The sequence below is a fragment of the Micromonospora sp. NPDC005205 genome (assembly GCF_040608275.1).
GTDB lineage: Bacteria > Actinomycetota > Actinomycetes > Mycobacteriales > Micromonosporaceae > Micromonospora.
In genome coordinates, this window is sequence record NZ_JBEXHV010000006.1 from 224,322 (window position 1) to 239,925 (window position 15,604).

Consider the following 15,604-nt stretch of genomic DNA (forward strand, 5'->3'; position numbering starts at 1 on the left):
GAATGTCGGGCACATGGGTACGCTGCACCAGCGGTGGCCTCAGCCAACCCCTTCCGGGCAGTGGTGGCCACCCGCACCGACCGGTGACACGTCCCCGTATTCGCAGACGAGAGGCGAACCCCCCACCATGACCGCGGTACCAGGCCAACGGTCTACTGCCGCTGCGCGTCCGGCCGCTGCCGAGCAAGCAGCGGAGGAGGACCTGCGGACGCTGTTCGGGCAGTCCATCGCCGTCTTCGCCTCGCTGGCCGGGCCAGAGCACCTGCTGGAGACGGCGAACCCGGCGTTCCTCGCCACCATCGGCGAAGAGCGGGCCCGGATCGGGGTCGCGCTCGCCGAACTGATGCCTGAACTGGCCGGTCAGGGATTCATCGCGCTCCTGGACCAGGTCCTCCGCACGGGCGAGCCGTACACCGGCCGTGACGTCCGGGTGGTGCTGGGCAGCGGCCCGCAGGCGCGGGAGGCGTTCTTCGACTTCACCTACGAGCCGCGCCGGGGCGCCGACGGCACCGTGACCGGCATCCGTGTGCTGGGCGTGGAAACCACGCAGGTCAAGCATGCCCAACGGCTGATGGCCGAACACCGCGCCCTGTTGGAGCAGATCGCCCGCCAGGCGCCCCTGACCGAGGTGCTCGACGGGATGGCCCGCTGCATCGAGAACCTCGCACCGCAGGAGGTGCTCGTCTCCGTGCTGCTCGCCGATCCCGACGCCCGACACCTGCGCCACGGCGCCGCGCCGAGCCTGCCGGACTTCTACAACCAGGCCATCGACGGCATCGCGACCGGCGAAGGTGTCGGTTCGTGCGGCACCGCCGCCCACCGGCGGGAACCGGTGATCGTCACCGACATCGCCACCGACCCGTTCTGGGACGACTTCCGGGGGCTGGCCGACCAGGCCGGGTTGGCGGCCTGCTGGTCCACGCCGATCCTGGCCCGCGACGGCGGCCTGCTGGGCACCTTCGCGATGTATCACCGCACCCCACGCGTCCCGCAGGACACCGACATCGCCCTCACCCGGCTCTTCGCCGGCACGGCAGCCCTGGCCATCGAACGCCACCACATCGAGCAGGCGAAACTCGCCGCCGAGGCACGCGCCAAGTCCGCCAGTGACGAGCTGGCCAAGGTGCTGCGCGTGGAGCGGGAACTGCGCGCCGAGGCTGAGCAGCGCGCCGCCGTAGCGGCTGAACTCGCCACCCAGATGCGCGCCGCCGCGGCCGCGCAGGCTGCCGCGCCGCACCCCGAGCACTGCCAGCTCGGCGGCGCCGCCGGGTGCACGGCGCCAGCCGAGGTCAAGGTCGCCGATTCGTGGGGTGACGCGGCGTGGGGCTGCCCCGCCCACGTCGAGGAGGCCATCCTCAACGTGCGGTCGGTGTTCATCGCCAGCGAGGAACTCGGCGGCCTGACCGCCTACCTCAACCGCTGATGGTTCCCGACGCCGCGATCGGGTTCGGCTACAAGCTTGAGTGGCTCGCCGTCCGTGACCGGGACGCCGATACCGTCGCTGCCGCGCTGAACCTCAGCCGTCCCACTCCCGCCACCTGGCGTGGTGCGGTCACCGCTGCGTATGACGACCACGGCCAGTGGCTGCTCACGCCGCCGCTTGACCGGTGGACGCTCGCCGTTTCGAGAGACGTTTGTGCCCCCGAAGACGACCGATTCGCCGTTTGGCTGGCGGCGCTGAGCCGGCTGCTCGGTGAGGTGCAGTACTTCGGCACTCATCGCGTCGTTGAATATCACGGGTGGGGGCGCGCCCGGGGTGGCGTGGTGGAGCGAGCATTCGCCTACCTCGGCGAGCGCGGCGAGGCACTGTTCGACGTCGGCGAACGCACGCTGGAGGAGCAGGCGCTCGGAGTCGGGTTAGCCCCTGACGAGGACGAACCGTGGGACGACGACGATGACGAGACTTCGCCGTGGCCGGATGAGGAAACAGTGCTCACACTCGCTGGTCAGTGGAGCATCGACCCACGGACACTGGACAGCGCTGTTGTTCCCGGGCATCCGTGGATCGCGTCAGCTCGATCGAGATAGCCGGAGAGCGACGAACCAACCCGAGGCAGACCCTCCGTTCCGACCGGCTTTCGCGCGTACCCCTTGTCACCCAGCAGGAGACGCAGCTCGCGCGTCTCGACCTGCCTCACCAGGGGTGGCCCGCCGAACAGCTAGGGCCGCCACTCCTTGCGGTAGTCGGGATGCTCGTTGTACGACTGGCCAGGCTGTCGACCAGGTCGAGCATCGGCAGGTGGCTGTCGAGGAGCGCTTCGCGATCGTGGCGGTGGCCAGGAGCCGTGGCCGCACGTCCGACGGGGTCAGGGCGTCCACCGTACGCCCGGGTTCACCCGCCCCGACCAGTCGAAGACCGCCATGTTGTCCCACTGATTTCCGGTGCCGTTGATGTTGGCCGGGTCCCAGCCGTTGCCGCGGACGGCGTACCAGGTCGGCTCCCAGTAGAAGACGCCGATGGCCCCCGCGTTGCGGGCGGTGTTCTGCACCCAGTCGAACTCCTGGGCCTGCCCGGACCAGGTCGCGCTGATGCCGTCACAGGTCGCGTCGCCGATGGCGTTCGGCTCGCTGTCCGCGTTGTTCCGGGTGAAGGGGTACGCGGTCTCCACGATCACCACCGGCTTGCCGTAGCGCCCACGCAGGTCGACGATGTTGTTGTAGAGGTTCGCCAGGCTGCCGTGCCACATGCAGTAGTACGACTGCGCGGTGATGTCCCACTGCACACCCTGCGCTCGGATGCCGTCGTAGAACCATCGGGCGTTGGCGTTGCTGTCGGCGTTGGCGGTATGGATCATCACCGGGATGCCGCTGCCGCACGCCTTCGTCGCGTTGTAGCCCTGCTTCAGCAGGCCGGCCAGCGGGGCGAAGTCGTTGTTGACGACCTTGCCCTCGTTCCACAGCATCCCGACGTTGATCTCGTTGCCGATCTGCACACTGTCCGGCAGGGTGCCCTGCCCCCGCAGGCTGGAACAGACGTCGTAGGTGAAGGCGTAGACGTCGGTACGCAGTTGGCTGAGGCTGTGGCCGACCCAGGCGGCCGGCTTGTACTGCTTTCCCGGGTCGGCCCAGGTGTCGGAGTAGTGGAAGTCGATGAGCACCTTGAGGCCCTTCGCCCTGGCCGCCCTCGCCTGACCCAGCACCGCGCTCTTGTTGTTGTAGCCGCTGACCGGGTTGTTCCAGACGCGCAGCCGGACGTAGTTGACGCCGACGGACTTCAAGATGTCCAGTGGGTCGCGGGCGACGCCACCGGCGTCGTAGTACCTGGCGCCCAGATCCAGGCTGCGCTGCAACGAGGAGACGTCGGCACCCCGCATGGTGAGCGTGCTCGCGGCGGAGGCGGGCGCGGGCGCGCCGCCGAGCGTGCTGGCGACGCCGAGGACGCCGACTGCGACGGCCGCGAGCAGCGCCCTGGCACGGCGGTGGTGGGGTGTGGCCGAATGTGTGTTCACGAGACTCCTTCAGCCCACCGTGCAGGGAGCGCCGTTCAGCGCGAAGCCGGTCGGCGGCGCGTCACTGACGCCCCACCGCCCCTGCACGCCGAAGGTCGCAGAGCCGTTTGGCGCGAGGACGCGGTTCCAGTCGACGTTGCGAGCGGTCACGACGGCCCCGGTCTGGCCGATCGTGGCGTTCCACCCCGAGGTGACCTGCTGGTCCCCCGGGAAGCTGAAAGTGACGATCCAGCCGTCGATCGGGGCCGTCCCGGCGTTGTGGACTGTCGCAGTGGCCACGAAACCGCCCTGCCACTCGGACTGGTTCCGGTAGGTCACCCGGCAGGTCGAGGGCGGCGGAGTGGTCGTCGTCGTGGGCAGGGTGACAGTGTTGGACGCGATCGACACGTTGCCTACCGCGTCCCGGGCCCGCACGTAGTACAGGTTGCGCAGCGGCACCGACGCAGGTAGCGGCGCCGTGTACGTGGTACCCGGCACGGTGGCGACCAGTTGCGACGTGAACCAGCCGTCGAACCGGTAGACGTTGTAGCCGAGCACGCCGACGTTGTCCGTCGACGGCGACCAGGACAACGTGCCGGTCGAGGCGGTCACCTCGCCGACTGTCAGGTTCTGCGGCGCGCTCGGCGGGGTGGTGTCCGGGCCGGTGTCCGTCACCGGGGTGACCACTGTCAGCGCATTCGACCAGTTCGAGCGTTGCCCGAGGCTGTCCCGGGCGATCAATCGGAACGTGTACTGCTGGCCCGCCCCAAGGTAGCTGGTGATCGTGGTGCTGGTGACGGCCCCGACGCTGGCGCTGAAGACGATGTCGCCGAACTCCTGGTAGTACGTGATGTCGTACCCGGCGATGGCGCAGCAGCCTGACGTGGCGGCCGTCCAGGTGAGCGTGACCGACGCGCTGCGGACCTCGCTGGCGGTCAGGTTCGTGGGGGCACTCGGCGGAACGGGCGAGGTGCTCGGCGTACTGGACGGCGCAGTCGGCGGTGGCGGGGCGGTCCCGGCCGGCGCTGCGACCGACACCGCGGCCCCACCGGGCGCCGGGGCGATCGCCGGGTACGCGGCGGGCGTCATGGTGCCGGCGTCGGCTGCCGGCGCGGCGCTCAGAGCGCTGGCGAGCACCGCCGTCGACAGCACGACGGCGGCCAGCAGACCCGGCCGCGGACGGCCGATCAGCGAGGACGAGGGAGCACCTGTCACACGTCGACGATGCAGCAACAGATCGATGATCGCCAACGTGTCTCACGCCTCGGCCGCTGATCAACCCGGCGCATTGCGGGCCATAGCCACTCCTCTCCCCCATCGCCGGGAGCGTGTCGCTCCGGCGCGGTGTGGCCGTACGTCGGCGACGATCCACTGTGTCCCTACCGACGCCATTGATTGCGGTCGAGCGATTCGCTGGGAGCGATACCAGTGGGGCAAAATCCAATGCTTCCGATCGCTACACTCGCCGCAACGCCGGCACCGCCCGCAGAGCCGAGCCCGCGCCAATCCCGATCGAATGGAGACGCCTGTGACCCGCGACAAGGCGGCACCCCCCGGCATCGACCCCAACATTCCCAGCGTTGCCCGGGTCTATGACTTCTTCCTGGGCGGCAAGGACAACTTCGAGGTCGACCGGAAGGTCGCCGAGCACGCCCTGCGGATCACACCGGACGGACCGGCAGCCGGCCAGGCGAACCGGGCCTTCCTGCGTCGAGTGATTCGGTTCCTGGTCACCGAGGCGGGCATCGATCAGTTCCTCGACATCGGATCGGGGCTGCCCACCCAGGGCAACGTGCACGAGGTCGCCACCGAGCAGAACCCGAAGGCTCAGGTCGTCTATGTGGACAACGACCCGATAGTCCTGACGCACGGGCGGGCCCTGCTCGCCGCGGAGGGCACCGCGACGGTGATCCAGGCGGACATCCGGGAGCCGCAGGAGATCCTCAACCACCCTGACGTACGCCGGTTCCTCGACTTCGACCGGCCGATCGGCCTGCTGCTCTTCGCCATCCTGCATCACCTCGGCGACGACGAGGACCCGAAGGCGGTGGCGGCCGCGTTGATCGACGCCCTGCCCTCCGGCAGCTACGTGGCGATCTCGCACTTCCGCGACCCGGGTGAGCGAGACCCGGAGGGCTCCCGCAAGGCCCGCGAGGTCGAGCGGGTCTTCAACGAATCGCTCGGCACCGGCCGCTGGCGCACCGACGAGGAGATCCTCTCGTTCGCCGATGGGCTGACGGTGCTGGAGCCGGGTCTGGTGCCGCTGGCCGAGTGGCGCCCAGAGCCGGACGCACCGACTACGGTGCAGACCGACACCTATCACACGTTCGTCGGGCTCCTCGCCCACAAACCGTAGGCGCCGTCTTCTGGTGAGCACGTCGGCGGGGGCGCCCCCGCCGACGTGCTCACGTGTCAGATCTGAACGTGGTTGTACCGACCCTGCCTACGGCGCGGGTTCCAGGACGACGACTGGGATCTGGCGGGTCGTCTTCCGCTCATAGTCGGCGAAGCCCGGATACGCGACCTTCTGCGCGCTCCAGATCCGTTCCCGTTCGTCTCCGGCGGCAACTCTGGCGACCAACTCGATCTTGTCCGTGCCGATCTCCGCTTGGACCTTCGGGTTGGCCAGCAGGTTGTAGTACCAGTCCGGATTGCTGGGCGCGCCGCCCTTGGAGGCGAACACGGCATAGCCGCCGTCCACCGTCTGGTACATCATCGGGCTCAGGCGAGGCTGGCCGCTCTTGGCACCGACCGTGTGCAACAGCAGCAGCGGAGCGCCGGCGAACTGACCGCCGACCTGCCCGCCGTTGGCGCGAAACTCCGCGATGATCTTGTCGTTCCAGTCACTCATGAATTCTCCCCGCGTCCGCGCACCGGCTCCGTCGACACATTGTGGCAGCCGCAATCGGTGCACGACATTGCGACGGTGTGCCAACAAGGCCGGCGGCGACGATGCGTACGGCCCGGCCGCGGCGCCGCCCGACGAATGGATGGATGGACGGCCGTCCAGGGCCCGTCGGCGATCAACGGAGCTTGTCCGGGTCGAGGATCATGTCGATGGCGACGATGCGTTCGTCGTGGATGGTGAAGCCGACGACGGCGACGGGCCGGCCGCGCCGGTCACGGGCGACGACCCCGGCGACTCCACCTATCAACGCGGGGGCGCAGAGACGCGCGAACCGTGGCCCGGCGTCGGCCGCGCGGGTGGCCACGGCACGGGCACCGGTGAGCACGGCCGGTGCGAGCCGTGCACGGCGTCCGTGCTCGGCGCGGAACACCACGTCGGGGTCCAGCAGGCTGAGCAGGGCGTCGAAGTCGCCGGCGCGGGCGGCGGCCAGAAACGCGTCGACGACGCGTCGCTGGGCAGGCAGGCCAGCCCGGGGTTGCGGAGCGCCATCGCGTAGTCGCCGCCGGGCTCGGCTGGCAAGCTGCCTGGTGGCGGCCGGTGTACGTCCCACAACGGCGGCCACCTCCTCGAACGGCATGCCGAACATGTCGTGCAGAACAACCGCGAGCCGTTCGGCGGGCTCGAGGCTGTCGAGCACCACGAGCAGCGCGATGCCGACCGCGTCGGTGTGCAGGCTGGCTTGCTCCGGATCCCCGTACTCACTGACCAGCGGCTCCCAGGTCGCGCTCAACTGCTCGCGGCGCGCATGCCGGGCCCGCAGCATGTCGATGCACACCCGCCCGACGAGCGTGGTCAGCCACGCCGCGGGGTTGGTGATCGCGGTCGGATCGGCGCGCGTCGTTCGCAGCCACGCCTCCTGCAGCGCGTCGTCGACCTCAGCCTGCGAGCCCAGCAGTCGATAGGCGACGGCCCGCAGATGCGGGCGGTGCTGCGCCAACTGCTCGGCGAACCACTGCTGGTCGTCCATGTGTCCCTATTTCCCGAACGCTTCCCGCCGCAGCATCGCCAACAGCGTCGGAGTGTCCTTGTCGGTGGTGACGGCCACGGTCCGCCTGACCCAGGCGGTGTCGGTGGCCTGGGCCAGGAGACAGGCCGCCAGGTCGGCGCGGCTGGTGAAGATACCGTCAGAGCGACTCTCGGTCAGCCGGTAGCGGGTGACGCTGTCGCTGTCGAACAGCCCTGACGGGCGCACGATCGTCCAGTCGAGGTTGCTGTCCCGCACCAACTTCTCCATGCGCCGCATGTCGTCGTAGGTGGACTTGCCGATCGTGGCGGTGACCAGCGGCTGGATGACGCGGTTGAGCAGGAACCCGCCATCGGCATGGTGATGCGGCTCGGTGGCGCTGGAACTGACAACGACGAGCCGCCGCACACCCTCGCGGCGCATCGCCTCCAGGACAGCCGCGGTGCTTTGGCTGTAGAGCCTCACCGGTCGCCGAGTGAACGGCGTTCCGAGCGTCGACAGCACCACGGCGGCACCACTCAGCGGGACCTCCAGGGTGGCATCGGAGGCCACCACCTCCAGGCCAGGGCCTCTGACCGGGAACGACTGCGGCTGCCGGGTCACCGCCCGTACATCATGGCCGGCGTCGAGCGCCTGCCGTACCAGGCGACGGCCTGTGCCTCCGTTCGCACCGAGAACAACGATAAGCATCCGGTTTGCTCCCTTCCGAGGTGGCTTCGAAAGGATCGTCGATCGTCGCGGTTGGTTTGTGACAAACCACAGGCCAGGTCGGCGGGGACACCCAACCACTCGGTCGATCAGCCACGGAGCCGACGACCAGGTGGCGTTGCCTCACGGCCGCCGACAGCCCTGATCGGCGTCAGCTGTGTCCGGCTACTCGCGCCGTCAGCGTCGCCCTCGCCGCCCCGGACAGCACGGCAAGCACTTAAGGCCTCTGACCAGGCATTCTTGGTGTATGGACCGTCCGATGAACAACCCCCTGGAGGTACCACGATGTTCACCACAAAGTTCTGGAAGGCCACCGCCGAGCGGGCGGTGAAGAGCGCCGCGCAGGGTTTGCTGCTCTACTGGGGCGCTGACGTCGTGTTCAACGCGTGGCAGGCGGACTGGGCAGCGGCCGGTGGGATCGCGTCCGGTGCGGCGGTGCTGTCGGTGCTCACCTCATTGGTGAGTGCGAAGGTGTCGGGAGAGGGCGACTCGCCCAGCCTCGTCGGCGCCGAGCAGTAGCCCCAATCGGCTGCCAACGGTGCGTCCCCGCTGGCTTCGGTCGGCGGGGGCGTCTCACTCGCTGAGGTGGTCAGCCGGGCCGACCGTCAGTCGTCGAAGCGGAAGACAGCACGGTCGGCTCGTGCAGCAGGGTCGACAGGTCGCCAAGGCTGGCGAACGCACGTCCGCCCCAACTCGGGTCGGTGTCGTTGTGCTCAGTCGTACGAAGCACGGTCATGCCGACCGCTGCCGCGCCGGCCAGTTCGCCGTCTGCGCCGTCACCGACGAAGACGCACTCAGCCGGCGCGACGCCCAGGCGCTCAGCGGCGATGCGGTAGATCGCCGGGTCGGGCTTGGCAAGCCCGACTTCGCACGAGAAGACCGCGACGTCGAAGCGGCGGGCGAGCGGGCTCTGCGGCCATGCCTCGGCGGTCTCGGAGGTGGCGTTGCTGATGAGGGCCAGTGGATGCCCGCCGTCGCGCAGCACGTCGAGCACGTCCAGGGTGGCGGTCGAGACAGCGCCCAACACCCGGCGCGCGAGGGCACGGCGATGTTCACCGGCCCGTGCTACCTGTTCGTCGGTTGGCGTGCCGCCAAGGCGTCCGGCAAGGATGCGGACGGTTTCCTCCACCTCCCACCGGACCAGCCGGTCACGCCAGCTGGCGTGATAGGCGGCGACCAGCGCGGCCGGAGCCACCCCGACCACGAGCGCCATCTCGCCCACGACCCGGTCACGCTCGTCATCGGCACCGTGAACCAGGGTATGGAAGAGGTCGAAGATCACCGGCCGAGACATTTCAGCATCCTACTGAGGGTGGTTGGTGCTGGTGTCGGACCAGCAACCTCCCGATGTACGAGACATCGGCCACCGGGTGCGGACGGCTACCGACCGGCGCGCAGCTCAGCAAGGACCTGCGCGGCCTCGGCGCGGACCTGTGCCGGGCAGCCCCAGTAGTCGTAGATGCCACCGCGCTCGCTGTTGTGACCACAGATGACGAACACGCCGGTGCCCAGCCGGCGTTGAACTCGGTGGCCAGCCATCCGACGAACCCGCTGTTGTCCACGTCGGGCGGGAAGTGCACCGAGAACACCGCGAAGCGCTCACCATCGGTCCCGGCACCCGGTGCCAGCCAGGACCAGCGGTCCTCGTCGCGCACCACGGCCAGCAGGTCAGCCGTCAAGGCCGGTGGCTGGGTGAGCGGCGCCTCGAAGAACGACCACTCACCATCGAACATGACCAGCTCGGCGGCCGCGATGACCCGCCGCAACCGCTGCGCGGTCTCGTCACTGGACTCCTGGCTGACACTGACCATGCGCCGATCTTGCCCGATGACGCCAGCCAACGCAGTCGCCCTCCACACACCGCCGCCGACCAGCCCATCGGCTCATCTGATCCGCGACCCGGTAGTGCTGCGGCGCTCAGGTTCTAGAGGCTCGGCGGTCGGGCTACGACCAGTTCGGTGTCCGGGTCGTGATCCACCGGCGAAGGGCCTGCGACGATCAGGGTGGCTCGGAGCCACGGCTGTTCTCGCAGCATGAAGGGCAGTTCCTCCCGCAGCCAACTCGCCACGTGTTCTCGCTGTTCGGAAGAGTTCCCGTCGCGATCGACCAACAGGCGCTCCTGTTCGTCAAGATCGCCCTGTAGGTATATCGAGGCGTCCAGCCACGGGGCGACTTCCTCCCGGATAATGCCGGTGCCCTCGACCCACACGAAGTCGAGGTCGGCGGGGACGATGATCGATCCGGCACGATCGTGACTGGTCCAGGCGTCGGGACGGAAGTCCACCGGTTCCCCCCGGTGCAGGGGTCGCAGGACGTTCTCGGTGAGTATGCCGCCCCAGTCGAAATAGGCGTGGTTCCAGGCCACGTCGTCGGTGTGCACGATGGCCGAGCTGGGTTCCACCTGACGCAGCCTCCCAGCCAGGGTCGTCTTGCCTGCGCCACCCCGGCCGTCGATGGCGATCACCCGCGGACGCCCGCGGACGTGTGGTGATGCGTCGCGTAACTGCTGAACGGCGTCGAACACGGTCACGACCTGCCAGCCACCGGCTTCGACCTCACCAGGATGTAGGCGCATCGACAGCACGTACCCCCAACGCCTGCCGGTGATGCGACTCGCCCCCGGCCATCCCGACGCTCCTGTACGGGTCAAGGGGTGCGGGCGGCGACACCGGCCGATACGGCGGCATTGGAATGAGGACAGCAACCGTCGGCGGCCTGTACCGCGATGCGCCCGCCGCTATCCTCGCAGCAGGCAGAGCATGTTCAGCGGTCTCCCTCGTCGTCCCCGTAGACGTCCAGCCACAGGCCACCCGGCAACTTGAGCAACCGATGGAGAAGGTCGCGGTCAAGTTCCACGGCATGTTCCGTGGCGTGGGAGCCCACGTAGCAGAACCAGTTCGCCTGGTAGCCCGCTTCGACGAGCTGCCATAGCCGGTCCGCCACAGGCCCCAGAATGTCGAGCAGGCCCTCCAACGGCTCGGCAAGTTCGACGTCGCTCTCAGGACTTTCCGCACTACTGAGCAGCCAGCCGCACTCCTTGTGCGTCGCCGCACTTTTGGCGCCGACCGGTGTGCCCGCCTCGAACGAGACGCTCGGTTGGATGCCCAGAAGCTGCGTCACATGCGCGGCGGTACGGTCCCCGGCACCAAGAAGGCGATAGGTCGCCATGGTCCTCATGGATCCCACTGTCCGCGATCGCCGTTGGGGATTGGCCTGGTGGTTCCGTCCAGAAGCTCGATCAGTTTGCGGCGGGTGTCGGTGGTGTCGGGATGGTCGGTGCCCAGCACCCGTTCGCAAACCGGCAGCAGCGCGGCGAATTGGGCCCGGGAGCCTTCGGGGTCGCCCGCTTTCCCCGTCCAAGAGGCAAGTTCGTGCTGGCTGCCCAGCGTGTCCGGGTGTTCCGGACCTTGGACGCGTGCGCGGACGGGGACGAGTGCGGCGAACAGATCTCGTGCCGCGGCGGCGTCGCCCGCGTATCCGATCCAGAGGGCAAGGCAATGGCGGGTGGCCAGGGTGTTGGGATGTTCCGGGCCCAGGACGTGCTCGCGGGTGGGCAGCAGCGCGGCAAATCGATCGCGAGCAGCGGCGGCATCGCCCGCGTATCCGATCCAGCGCGCCAGGTGATGTTGGGCGTGCAGGCAATCCGGGTGCTCCCCACCGAGTGTCCGGCGGAAACTGTCGGCCACGCCGATGAGCAGGTCGCGGGCCGCCTTGGCGTCGCCCGACCAGCCGGTCCACTGGGCCAGCCGATGCCGGGTGGCCAGCGTGTCCGGGTGTTCGTCGCCCAGTACCCGTTCCCGGACCGGTAGCAGCGCGGCGAACTGATCGCGGGCAGCGGCTGCGTCGCCGGCCCAGCCAGTCCATTGAGCGAGGCCCTGCCACGACGCGAGGGTGGCCGGATGTTCTGGGCCGAGGATGCGCCTCTGGACGGGCAGCAGTGCCGCGTACTGATCACGGGCCGCCACGATGTCGCCGGTCTCTCCGGTCCAGCGGGCCAGCTGGTTGCGGGTGTCAAGGGTGTCCGGGTGGTCGGCGCCCAGCGCCCGTTCCTGAGCGGACAACAGCGCGGCGAACTGATCGCGGGCGGCCACCGGATCGCCGGCGAATCCGGTTGTGTATGCCAGGCGGTACCGGATGGTGAGGGTGTCGGGATGGTGTGCGCCCTGCTCCCGTTCCCGGATGGACCGCAGGGCGCTCAGGTGGTCGAGGGCTACGGCGTACAGCCCGGTGGCATTGAGGTGACGGGCGGCGTCTTCGGCAATGCGAGCGGCACGGATGATCAGGTCGGTGTCGGTGGTGCGGGCTGCCTGGTTCAGCAGGTGGAAGGCATGCGGGGCAGCGGCCTGCCACTGTGGCCAGTGCCCGGAGTCGTCCGGGTCGCCGTCGGCGAATCCGGCCAGCAGTGTGACCGCCAGGCTCAACTGAGCCACCGGATCAGCGGCGGCGCGGATGAGCGGATGGATGCGCAGGCTCGCCGTGTCCTGCTCGCCATCCTCGACTGTGATCAGGCCAAGTGTGGTCAGGGCGCGCAGCAACTCCTGCGTATCGCGGGGATTCAACGGTGATCCCAGCAGCCCGGTCGGAATCGGCGCGTCGGCGAAGGTTGCGAGGAGCCACAACAGCGACCGGGCGTCAGGCAGGCCACGACTGTCGAGCAGGTCGAGCGACATTTCCCAGGTACGGCTTACGGCCTCGCCGATGGTGAGCCCGCCGAGCTGATCGATCGCGGCCTGATAGGCCGCGAAGGTGGTCGCGATGCCGGGTAGCCGCAATTGCTGTGCGTCGGCCAGGGCGCGGCCGGCCAGACCGAGAGCCAGCGGCAGGCCGCCGAGACGCTGGGACAGTGCGACGGCCTCCCGTACGCCACCCGCGCGGTTCCCGGCATGTTCGAGCAGTACGGCCGCACCGTCGGAGGAGGACAGCATCGGGATCGGGTGCATTCGGCACCAGGTGGAGTTCCACACCTCGGGGTCGCCGTCGCGAGTTGTAATCAGTACAAAGCCCCGACGGTTCGGCACCGGCCGGACCCACCCCCGAGCGGACGTGACCGGCTCACCGTCCAGTCCCAGCAACCGGGTGTCGTCGGCGTTGTCGATGACCAGCAGCCAGCGTCCGGGAACGGCGGACAGGAGCCTCCAGAGCAGATCCGGAGCGCCGGTGAGCCCGGACCAGGCTCGCTGAATGTCGTGATCGGAGGCGCCGAGATCGGCGACGAGCTGCCGCATGCCGGTCTGCAGGGCGGTGGCGTTCGCCGCCGAGACCCACCAGACTTTTCCCTTACGATCGGCGAATCGCCTGGCCACCAGCTGAGCCACGGTGCTCTTGCCCGCACCGCCCATGCCGTGCAGCACCCGTACCCGCGCCGCCGGCTGGTACCACCCGCGATTGAGCCCGGTGAGCTCGCCGACCAGTTCGTCACGGCCCCGCGTGAACGCGGCTGGCTCCGGCACGGCAAGCGAGATCATCCCTGGTGTTCCCGGGGGTGCCACGGTCGGCGCTACGCCTCGGGCCGGCTGCTGTCGGCGCAGCGCCAAGGCGCCGAGAACAACCTGGGCCATCCCGAACGCCAACCCAGCTACCGCGATGAACCCACCGGTCCAACCCGCCTGCCCGTTGGCCTGCGCCCGGGTTGTGGTGAAGAGCCAGTAGCCACCCGTCGCCAGAAAGACCGCACCACTGACGAGAAAGATCCACCGCATCCATCGACGGGCTCGTGTCACGCGTGGATGGTAGCGGGCAGGCTGCCTGCGGCTCGGCACAGCGCGAGGACCCTTCTGTCGCTGGGCCAACGACTTCCAGAACCAGCGACAGCCGAACTGACGTAGCCGCCCGGGCCTGCCCCGAGGACCACCAGATCGATCTGTTCGGTCACCTCGTTCATGGTCGAGGCCCGTTCAGCCAGTCCGCGAGGAGGGGGATCGTGTCCCCGAGGGTGTCGACACGGTGGTGGGCGCCGGTCAGTTCGCCGGCAGGGTGTGTGGTGCGGACGGCGACGACCGTCATGCCAGCGAGCCGGGCTGCTTCGATTCCGGCGGGAGCGTCCTCGATCACAAGGCAGTTCGCTGCGGGGGTGCCGAGAAGGTACGCCGCGCGCAGATAGCCCTCGGGGCTCGGCTTGCCGCGCCGGACCTGGCTGCTGTCAACCAGGACGGGAGGATCCGGCAGGCCGCCAGCACGCAGCCGCTGCTTCACGGTCGGCGTTCGACCCGACGTGACCACACCCCACGGGTAACCATCGAGCAGCCTCAACACGGCGGCGGCGTCGGGGTAGACGGGGAAGGCGTCGCCTTCGGCGGCCATGATTTCTCGAACGAGCCGGTACTCGGCGTCAACGTCGAGGTGCGGGGCCACCACCGCGATGGTGTCGACGGGCCGGCGGCCGTGGGTATGGGACCAGACCAGGTCCGGGTCGAGGTGGCGCAGCGTCGCCCATCGACTCCAGATCCGCCGGTATGCCGGATAGGAGTCGACCAGCACGCCGTCGACATCGAACAACACCGCAGATGGAATGGACATCACGTCGCCTGGCTCTGCAGCAGGTCGACGGTGGCGGCGGCCTGACCGGCGATGTCGTGGAGCAGTCGGGCAGCGGGCAGGACGTCGTGGACGAGGCTCACGGACTGACCCGCGTACAGGGCCATGGCTGCCAGGTCACCGGTCATCCCGGGCATCGGAATCAGGTCCTCGTATCGAGGTCGGCTCTCGCCGGACGCGTCGATGGCGACGACATCACCCTCGCCGGGTCGCAGTGGGGCGGGCGGCGAGCCGGCCGCCTGCCAACGCTGAAGGGTCGTGTTGCGTAGCGCGCGATGCGTGGCGTTCGGCCATCCGCCGTCGAAGCAGACGGTGTGTACGGTGTCCGCTCCGGTGGCCGCGATCAGGTGCTGCCGGTACACCTCGTGGGTGGCGGCTTCGGCAGCGGCCAGGAAGCGGGTGCCCAGCATGGCGCCCTGGGCGCCGAGAGCGAGCACCGCCGCGACGCCACGCCCGTCCGCGATGCCTCCCGCAGCCACCACCGGCACCGGCCCGACCGCGTCGACGATCGCCGGCACCAGGGACATCGTGGTCGTGCCGCCGCGGACGTGACCACCTGCCTCCCAGCCTTGGGCCACGACGACGTCCACCCCGGCCGTGACAGCCTGCACGGCCTCGGCGATGTCACCGATCGTGTGCAGGTGCAGCGCGCCGGCCCGGTGAATCCGGCCGTGCACCGGCGACGGGTCGCCCCAGAAGGTGGAAATGATCCGCAGCTTCTCCTGCAGGCACACGGTGAGCAGATCGTCCACCGGGAAGTCGAGAACCAGGTTTGCCCCGAACGGCCGGGTGGTGAGCTCCCGGGTACGCAGGATGCTCCGCCGTGCCTGATCGGGGGTCTGCCACGTCAACGCCAGCATGCCAAGACCACCGGCCTCGGACACCGCCGCCGCCAGTTCCGGTACCGCCGCGGAACCAACGGGCGCCTGAATGATTGGCAGATCGATGCCCAACCGGTCACACAACGCAGTGCGCAATCGCTTCACGAAGCAGCCCCGATCGCTTCGGAAATCGAACCAGTACGTCGGACGGTACTGTATCGAATATCGAAGCATCAAGAGG

At 69.1% G+C, this 15,604-nt stretch carries 15 protein-coding genes and 1 pseudogene; 4 read left to right on the forward strand and 12 right to left on the reverse strand.

Features of this window, described 5'->3' with window-relative positions; translation table 11 throughout:
- The first annotated feature begins 127 nt into the window (after nucleotides 1-127).
- Both ABZU43_RS14365 and ABZU43_RS14370 read left to right on the forward strand, forming a co-directional pair.
- Nucleotides 128-1,423: a GAF domain-containing protein gene (locus ABZU43_RS14365; RefSeq protein ID WP_355006976.1), complete on the forward strand. Its 1,296-nt coding sequence runs from the start codon at nucleotides 128-130 to the stop codon at nucleotides 1,421-1,423.
- Nucleotides 1,423-2,028 (forward strand): hypothetical protein, encoded by a 606-nt coding sequence (locus tag ABZU43_RS14370; protein ID WP_355006977.1) that lies wholly within the window; start codon nucleotides 1,423-1,425, stop codon nucleotides 2,026-2,028. Before ABZU43_RS14365 ends, ABZU43_RS14370 begins: the two co-directional genes overlap by 1 nt.
- 278 nt (nucleotides 2,029-2,306) lie before the next feature.
- On the opposite strand, the gene ABZU43_RS14375 is transcribed toward ABZU43_RS14370, so the two are convergent.
- Nucleotides 2,307-3,449, reverse strand: a complete 1,143-nt coding sequence (locus tag ABZU43_RS14375) for a glycosyl hydrolase 53 family protein (protein ID WP_355006978.1) — start codon at nucleotides 3,447-3,449, stop codon at nucleotides 2,307-2,309.
- Between the two features lie 9 nt (nucleotides 3,450-3,458).
- Nucleotides 3,459-4,643 carry a cellulose binding domain-containing protein gene (locus tag ABZU43_RS14380; protein ID WP_355006979.1) on the reverse strand — a complete coding sequence of 395 codons (1,185 nt, stop codon included), beginning with the start codon at nucleotides 4,641-4,643 and terminating at the stop codon, nucleotides 3,459-3,461.
- A gap of 313 nt (nucleotides 4,644-4,956) precedes the next feature.
- Here ABZU43_RS14380 and ABZU43_RS14385 point away from each other — a divergent pair, with 313 nt between their 5' ends.
- A complete protein-coding gene (locus tag ABZU43_RS14385; RefSeq protein ID WP_355006980.1) occupies nucleotides 4,957-5,784 on the forward strand; it encodes an SAM-dependent methyltransferase in 828 nt (275 codons plus the stop codon).
- Nucleotides 5,785-5,871: 87 nt separating this feature from the next.
- Here ABZU43_RS14385 and ABZU43_RS14390 read toward each other — a convergent pair whose 3' ends face one another.
- The 3 genes from ABZU43_RS14390 to ABZU43_RS14400 form a co-directional block, all read right to left on the reverse strand.
- Nucleotides 5,872-6,279, reverse strand: a complete 408-nt coding sequence (locus ABZU43_RS14390) for a nitroreductase family deazaflavin-dependent oxidoreductase (protein ID WP_355006981.1) — start codon at nucleotides 6,277-6,279, stop codon at nucleotides 5,872-5,874.
- A 172-nt stretch (nucleotides 6,280-6,451) separates the two neighbouring features.
- The gene (locus tag ABZU43_RS14395; protein ID WP_355006982.1) at nucleotides 6,452-7,303 is read right to left on the reverse strand and encodes a sigma-70 family RNA polymerase sigma factor; all 852 of its coding nucleotides are present in this window, start codon (nucleotides 7,301-7,303) and stop codon (nucleotides 6,452-6,454) included.
- Nucleotides 7,304-7,309: 6 nt separating this feature from the next.
- Nucleotides 7,310-7,990, reverse strand: a complete 681-nt coding sequence (locus tag ABZU43_RS14400; RefSeq protein ID WP_355006983.1) for an NAD(P)H-binding protein — start codon at nucleotides 7,988-7,990, stop codon at nucleotides 7,310-7,312.
- Between the two features lie 303 nt (nucleotides 7,991-8,293).
- Between ABZU43_RS14400 and ABZU43_RS14405 the strand changes: the two genes are divergently transcribed.
- Complete coding sequence (locus ABZU43_RS14405; RefSeq protein ID WP_088990712.1) at nucleotides 8,294-8,527, forward strand: holin; 234 nt, start codon at nucleotides 8,294-8,296, stop codon at nucleotides 8,525-8,527.
- Nucleotides 8,528-8,597: 70 nt separating this feature from the next.
- On the opposite strand, the gene ABZU43_RS14410 is transcribed toward ABZU43_RS14405, so the two are convergent.
- The 7 genes and pseudogenes from ABZU43_RS14410 to ABZU43_RS14440 all read right to left on the reverse strand — a co-directional run bounded on the left by ABZU43_RS14410 (nucleotide 8,598) and on the right by ABZU43_RS14440 (nucleotide 15,528).
- Nucleotides 8,598-9,290 carry an HAD-IA family hydrolase gene (locus ABZU43_RS14410; protein WP_355006984.1) on the reverse strand — a complete coding sequence of 231 codons (693 nt, stop codon included), beginning with the start codon at nucleotides 9,288-9,290 and terminating at the stop codon, nucleotides 8,598-8,600.
- Nucleotides 9,291-9,388: 98 nt separating this feature from the next.
- A pseudogene (locus ABZU43_RS14415) lies at nucleotides 9,389-9,819 on the reverse strand (DUF6196 family protein).
- Between the two features lie 113 nt (nucleotides 9,820-9,932).
- Nucleotides 9,933-10,583, reverse strand: coding sequence for a hypothetical protein (locus tag ABZU43_RS14420; RefSeq protein WP_355006985.1), 651 nt, complete (start codon nucleotides 10,581-10,583; stop codon nucleotides 9,933-9,935).
- 188 nt (nucleotides 10,584-10,771) lie between these two features.
- Entirely contained in the window at nucleotides 10,772-11,185 is a 414-nt protein-coding gene (locus tag ABZU43_RS14425; protein WP_355006986.1) for a DUF4279 domain-containing protein, read from the reverse strand.
- Nucleotides 11,182-13,473: a tetratricopeptide repeat protein gene (locus ABZU43_RS14430; protein WP_355006987.1), complete on the reverse strand. Its 2,292-nt coding sequence runs from the start codon at nucleotides 13,471-13,473 to the stop codon at nucleotides 11,182-11,184. The genes ABZU43_RS14425 and ABZU43_RS14430 overlap by 4 nt, the downstream gene beginning before the upstream one ends.
- Nucleotides 13,474-13,885: 412 nt before the next feature.
- Nucleotides 13,886-14,524 (reverse strand): HAD-IA family hydrolase, encoded by a 639-nt coding sequence (locus ABZU43_RS14435; protein ID WP_355006988.1) that lies wholly within the window; start codon nucleotides 14,522-14,524, stop codon nucleotides 13,886-13,888.
- Nucleotides 14,524-15,528: a nitronate monooxygenase gene (locus ABZU43_RS14440; protein WP_355006989.1), complete on the reverse strand. Its 1,005-nt coding sequence runs from the start codon at nucleotides 15,526-15,528 to the stop codon at nucleotides 14,524-14,526. The genes ABZU43_RS14435 and ABZU43_RS14440 overlap by 1 nt, the downstream gene beginning before the upstream one ends.
- Nucleotides 15,529-15,604 lie beyond the last annotated feature (76 nt).

Coding starts and splice junctions, on each gene's coding strand:
- ABZU43_RS14365 (WP_355006976.1), top strand. CDS start 128: ATGACCGCGGTACCAGGCCAACGGTCTACTGCCGCTGCGCGTCCGGCC.
- ABZU43_RS14405 (WP_088990712.1), top strand. CDS start 8,294: ATGTTCACCACAAAGTTCTGGAAGGCCACCGCCGAGCGGGCGGTGAAG.
- ABZU43_RS14435 (WP_355006988.1), bottom strand. CDS start 14,524: ATGTCCATTCCATCTGCGGTGTTGTTCGATGTCGACGGCGTGCTGGTC.
- ABZU43_RS14430 (WP_355006987.1), bottom strand. CDS start 13,473: ATGATCTCGCTTGCCGTGCCGGAGCCAGCCGCGTTCACGCGGGGCCGT.
- ABZU43_RS14370 (WP_355006977.1), top strand. CDS start 1,423: ATGGTTCCCGACGCCGCGATCGGGTTCGGCTACAAGCTTGAGTGGCTC.
- ABZU43_RS14400 (WP_355006983.1), bottom strand. CDS start 7,990: ATGCTTATCGTTGTTCTCGGTGCGAACGGAGGCACAGGCCGTCGCCTG.
- ABZU43_RS14395 (WP_355006982.1), bottom strand. CDS start 7,303: ATGGACGACCAGCAGTGGTTCGCCGAGCAGTTGGCGCAGCACCGCCCG.
- ABZU43_RS14425 (WP_355006986.1), bottom strand. CDS start 11,185: ATGAGGACCATGGCGACCTATCGCCTTCTTGGTGCCGGGGACCGTACC.
- ABZU43_RS14390 (WP_355006981.1), bottom strand. CDS start 6,279: ATGAGTGACTGGAACGACAAGATCATCGCGGAGTTTCGCGCCAACGGC.
- ABZU43_RS14420 (WP_355006985.1), bottom strand. CDS start 10,583: ATGCGCCTACATCCTGGTGAGGTCGAAGCCGGTGGCTGGCAGGTCGTG.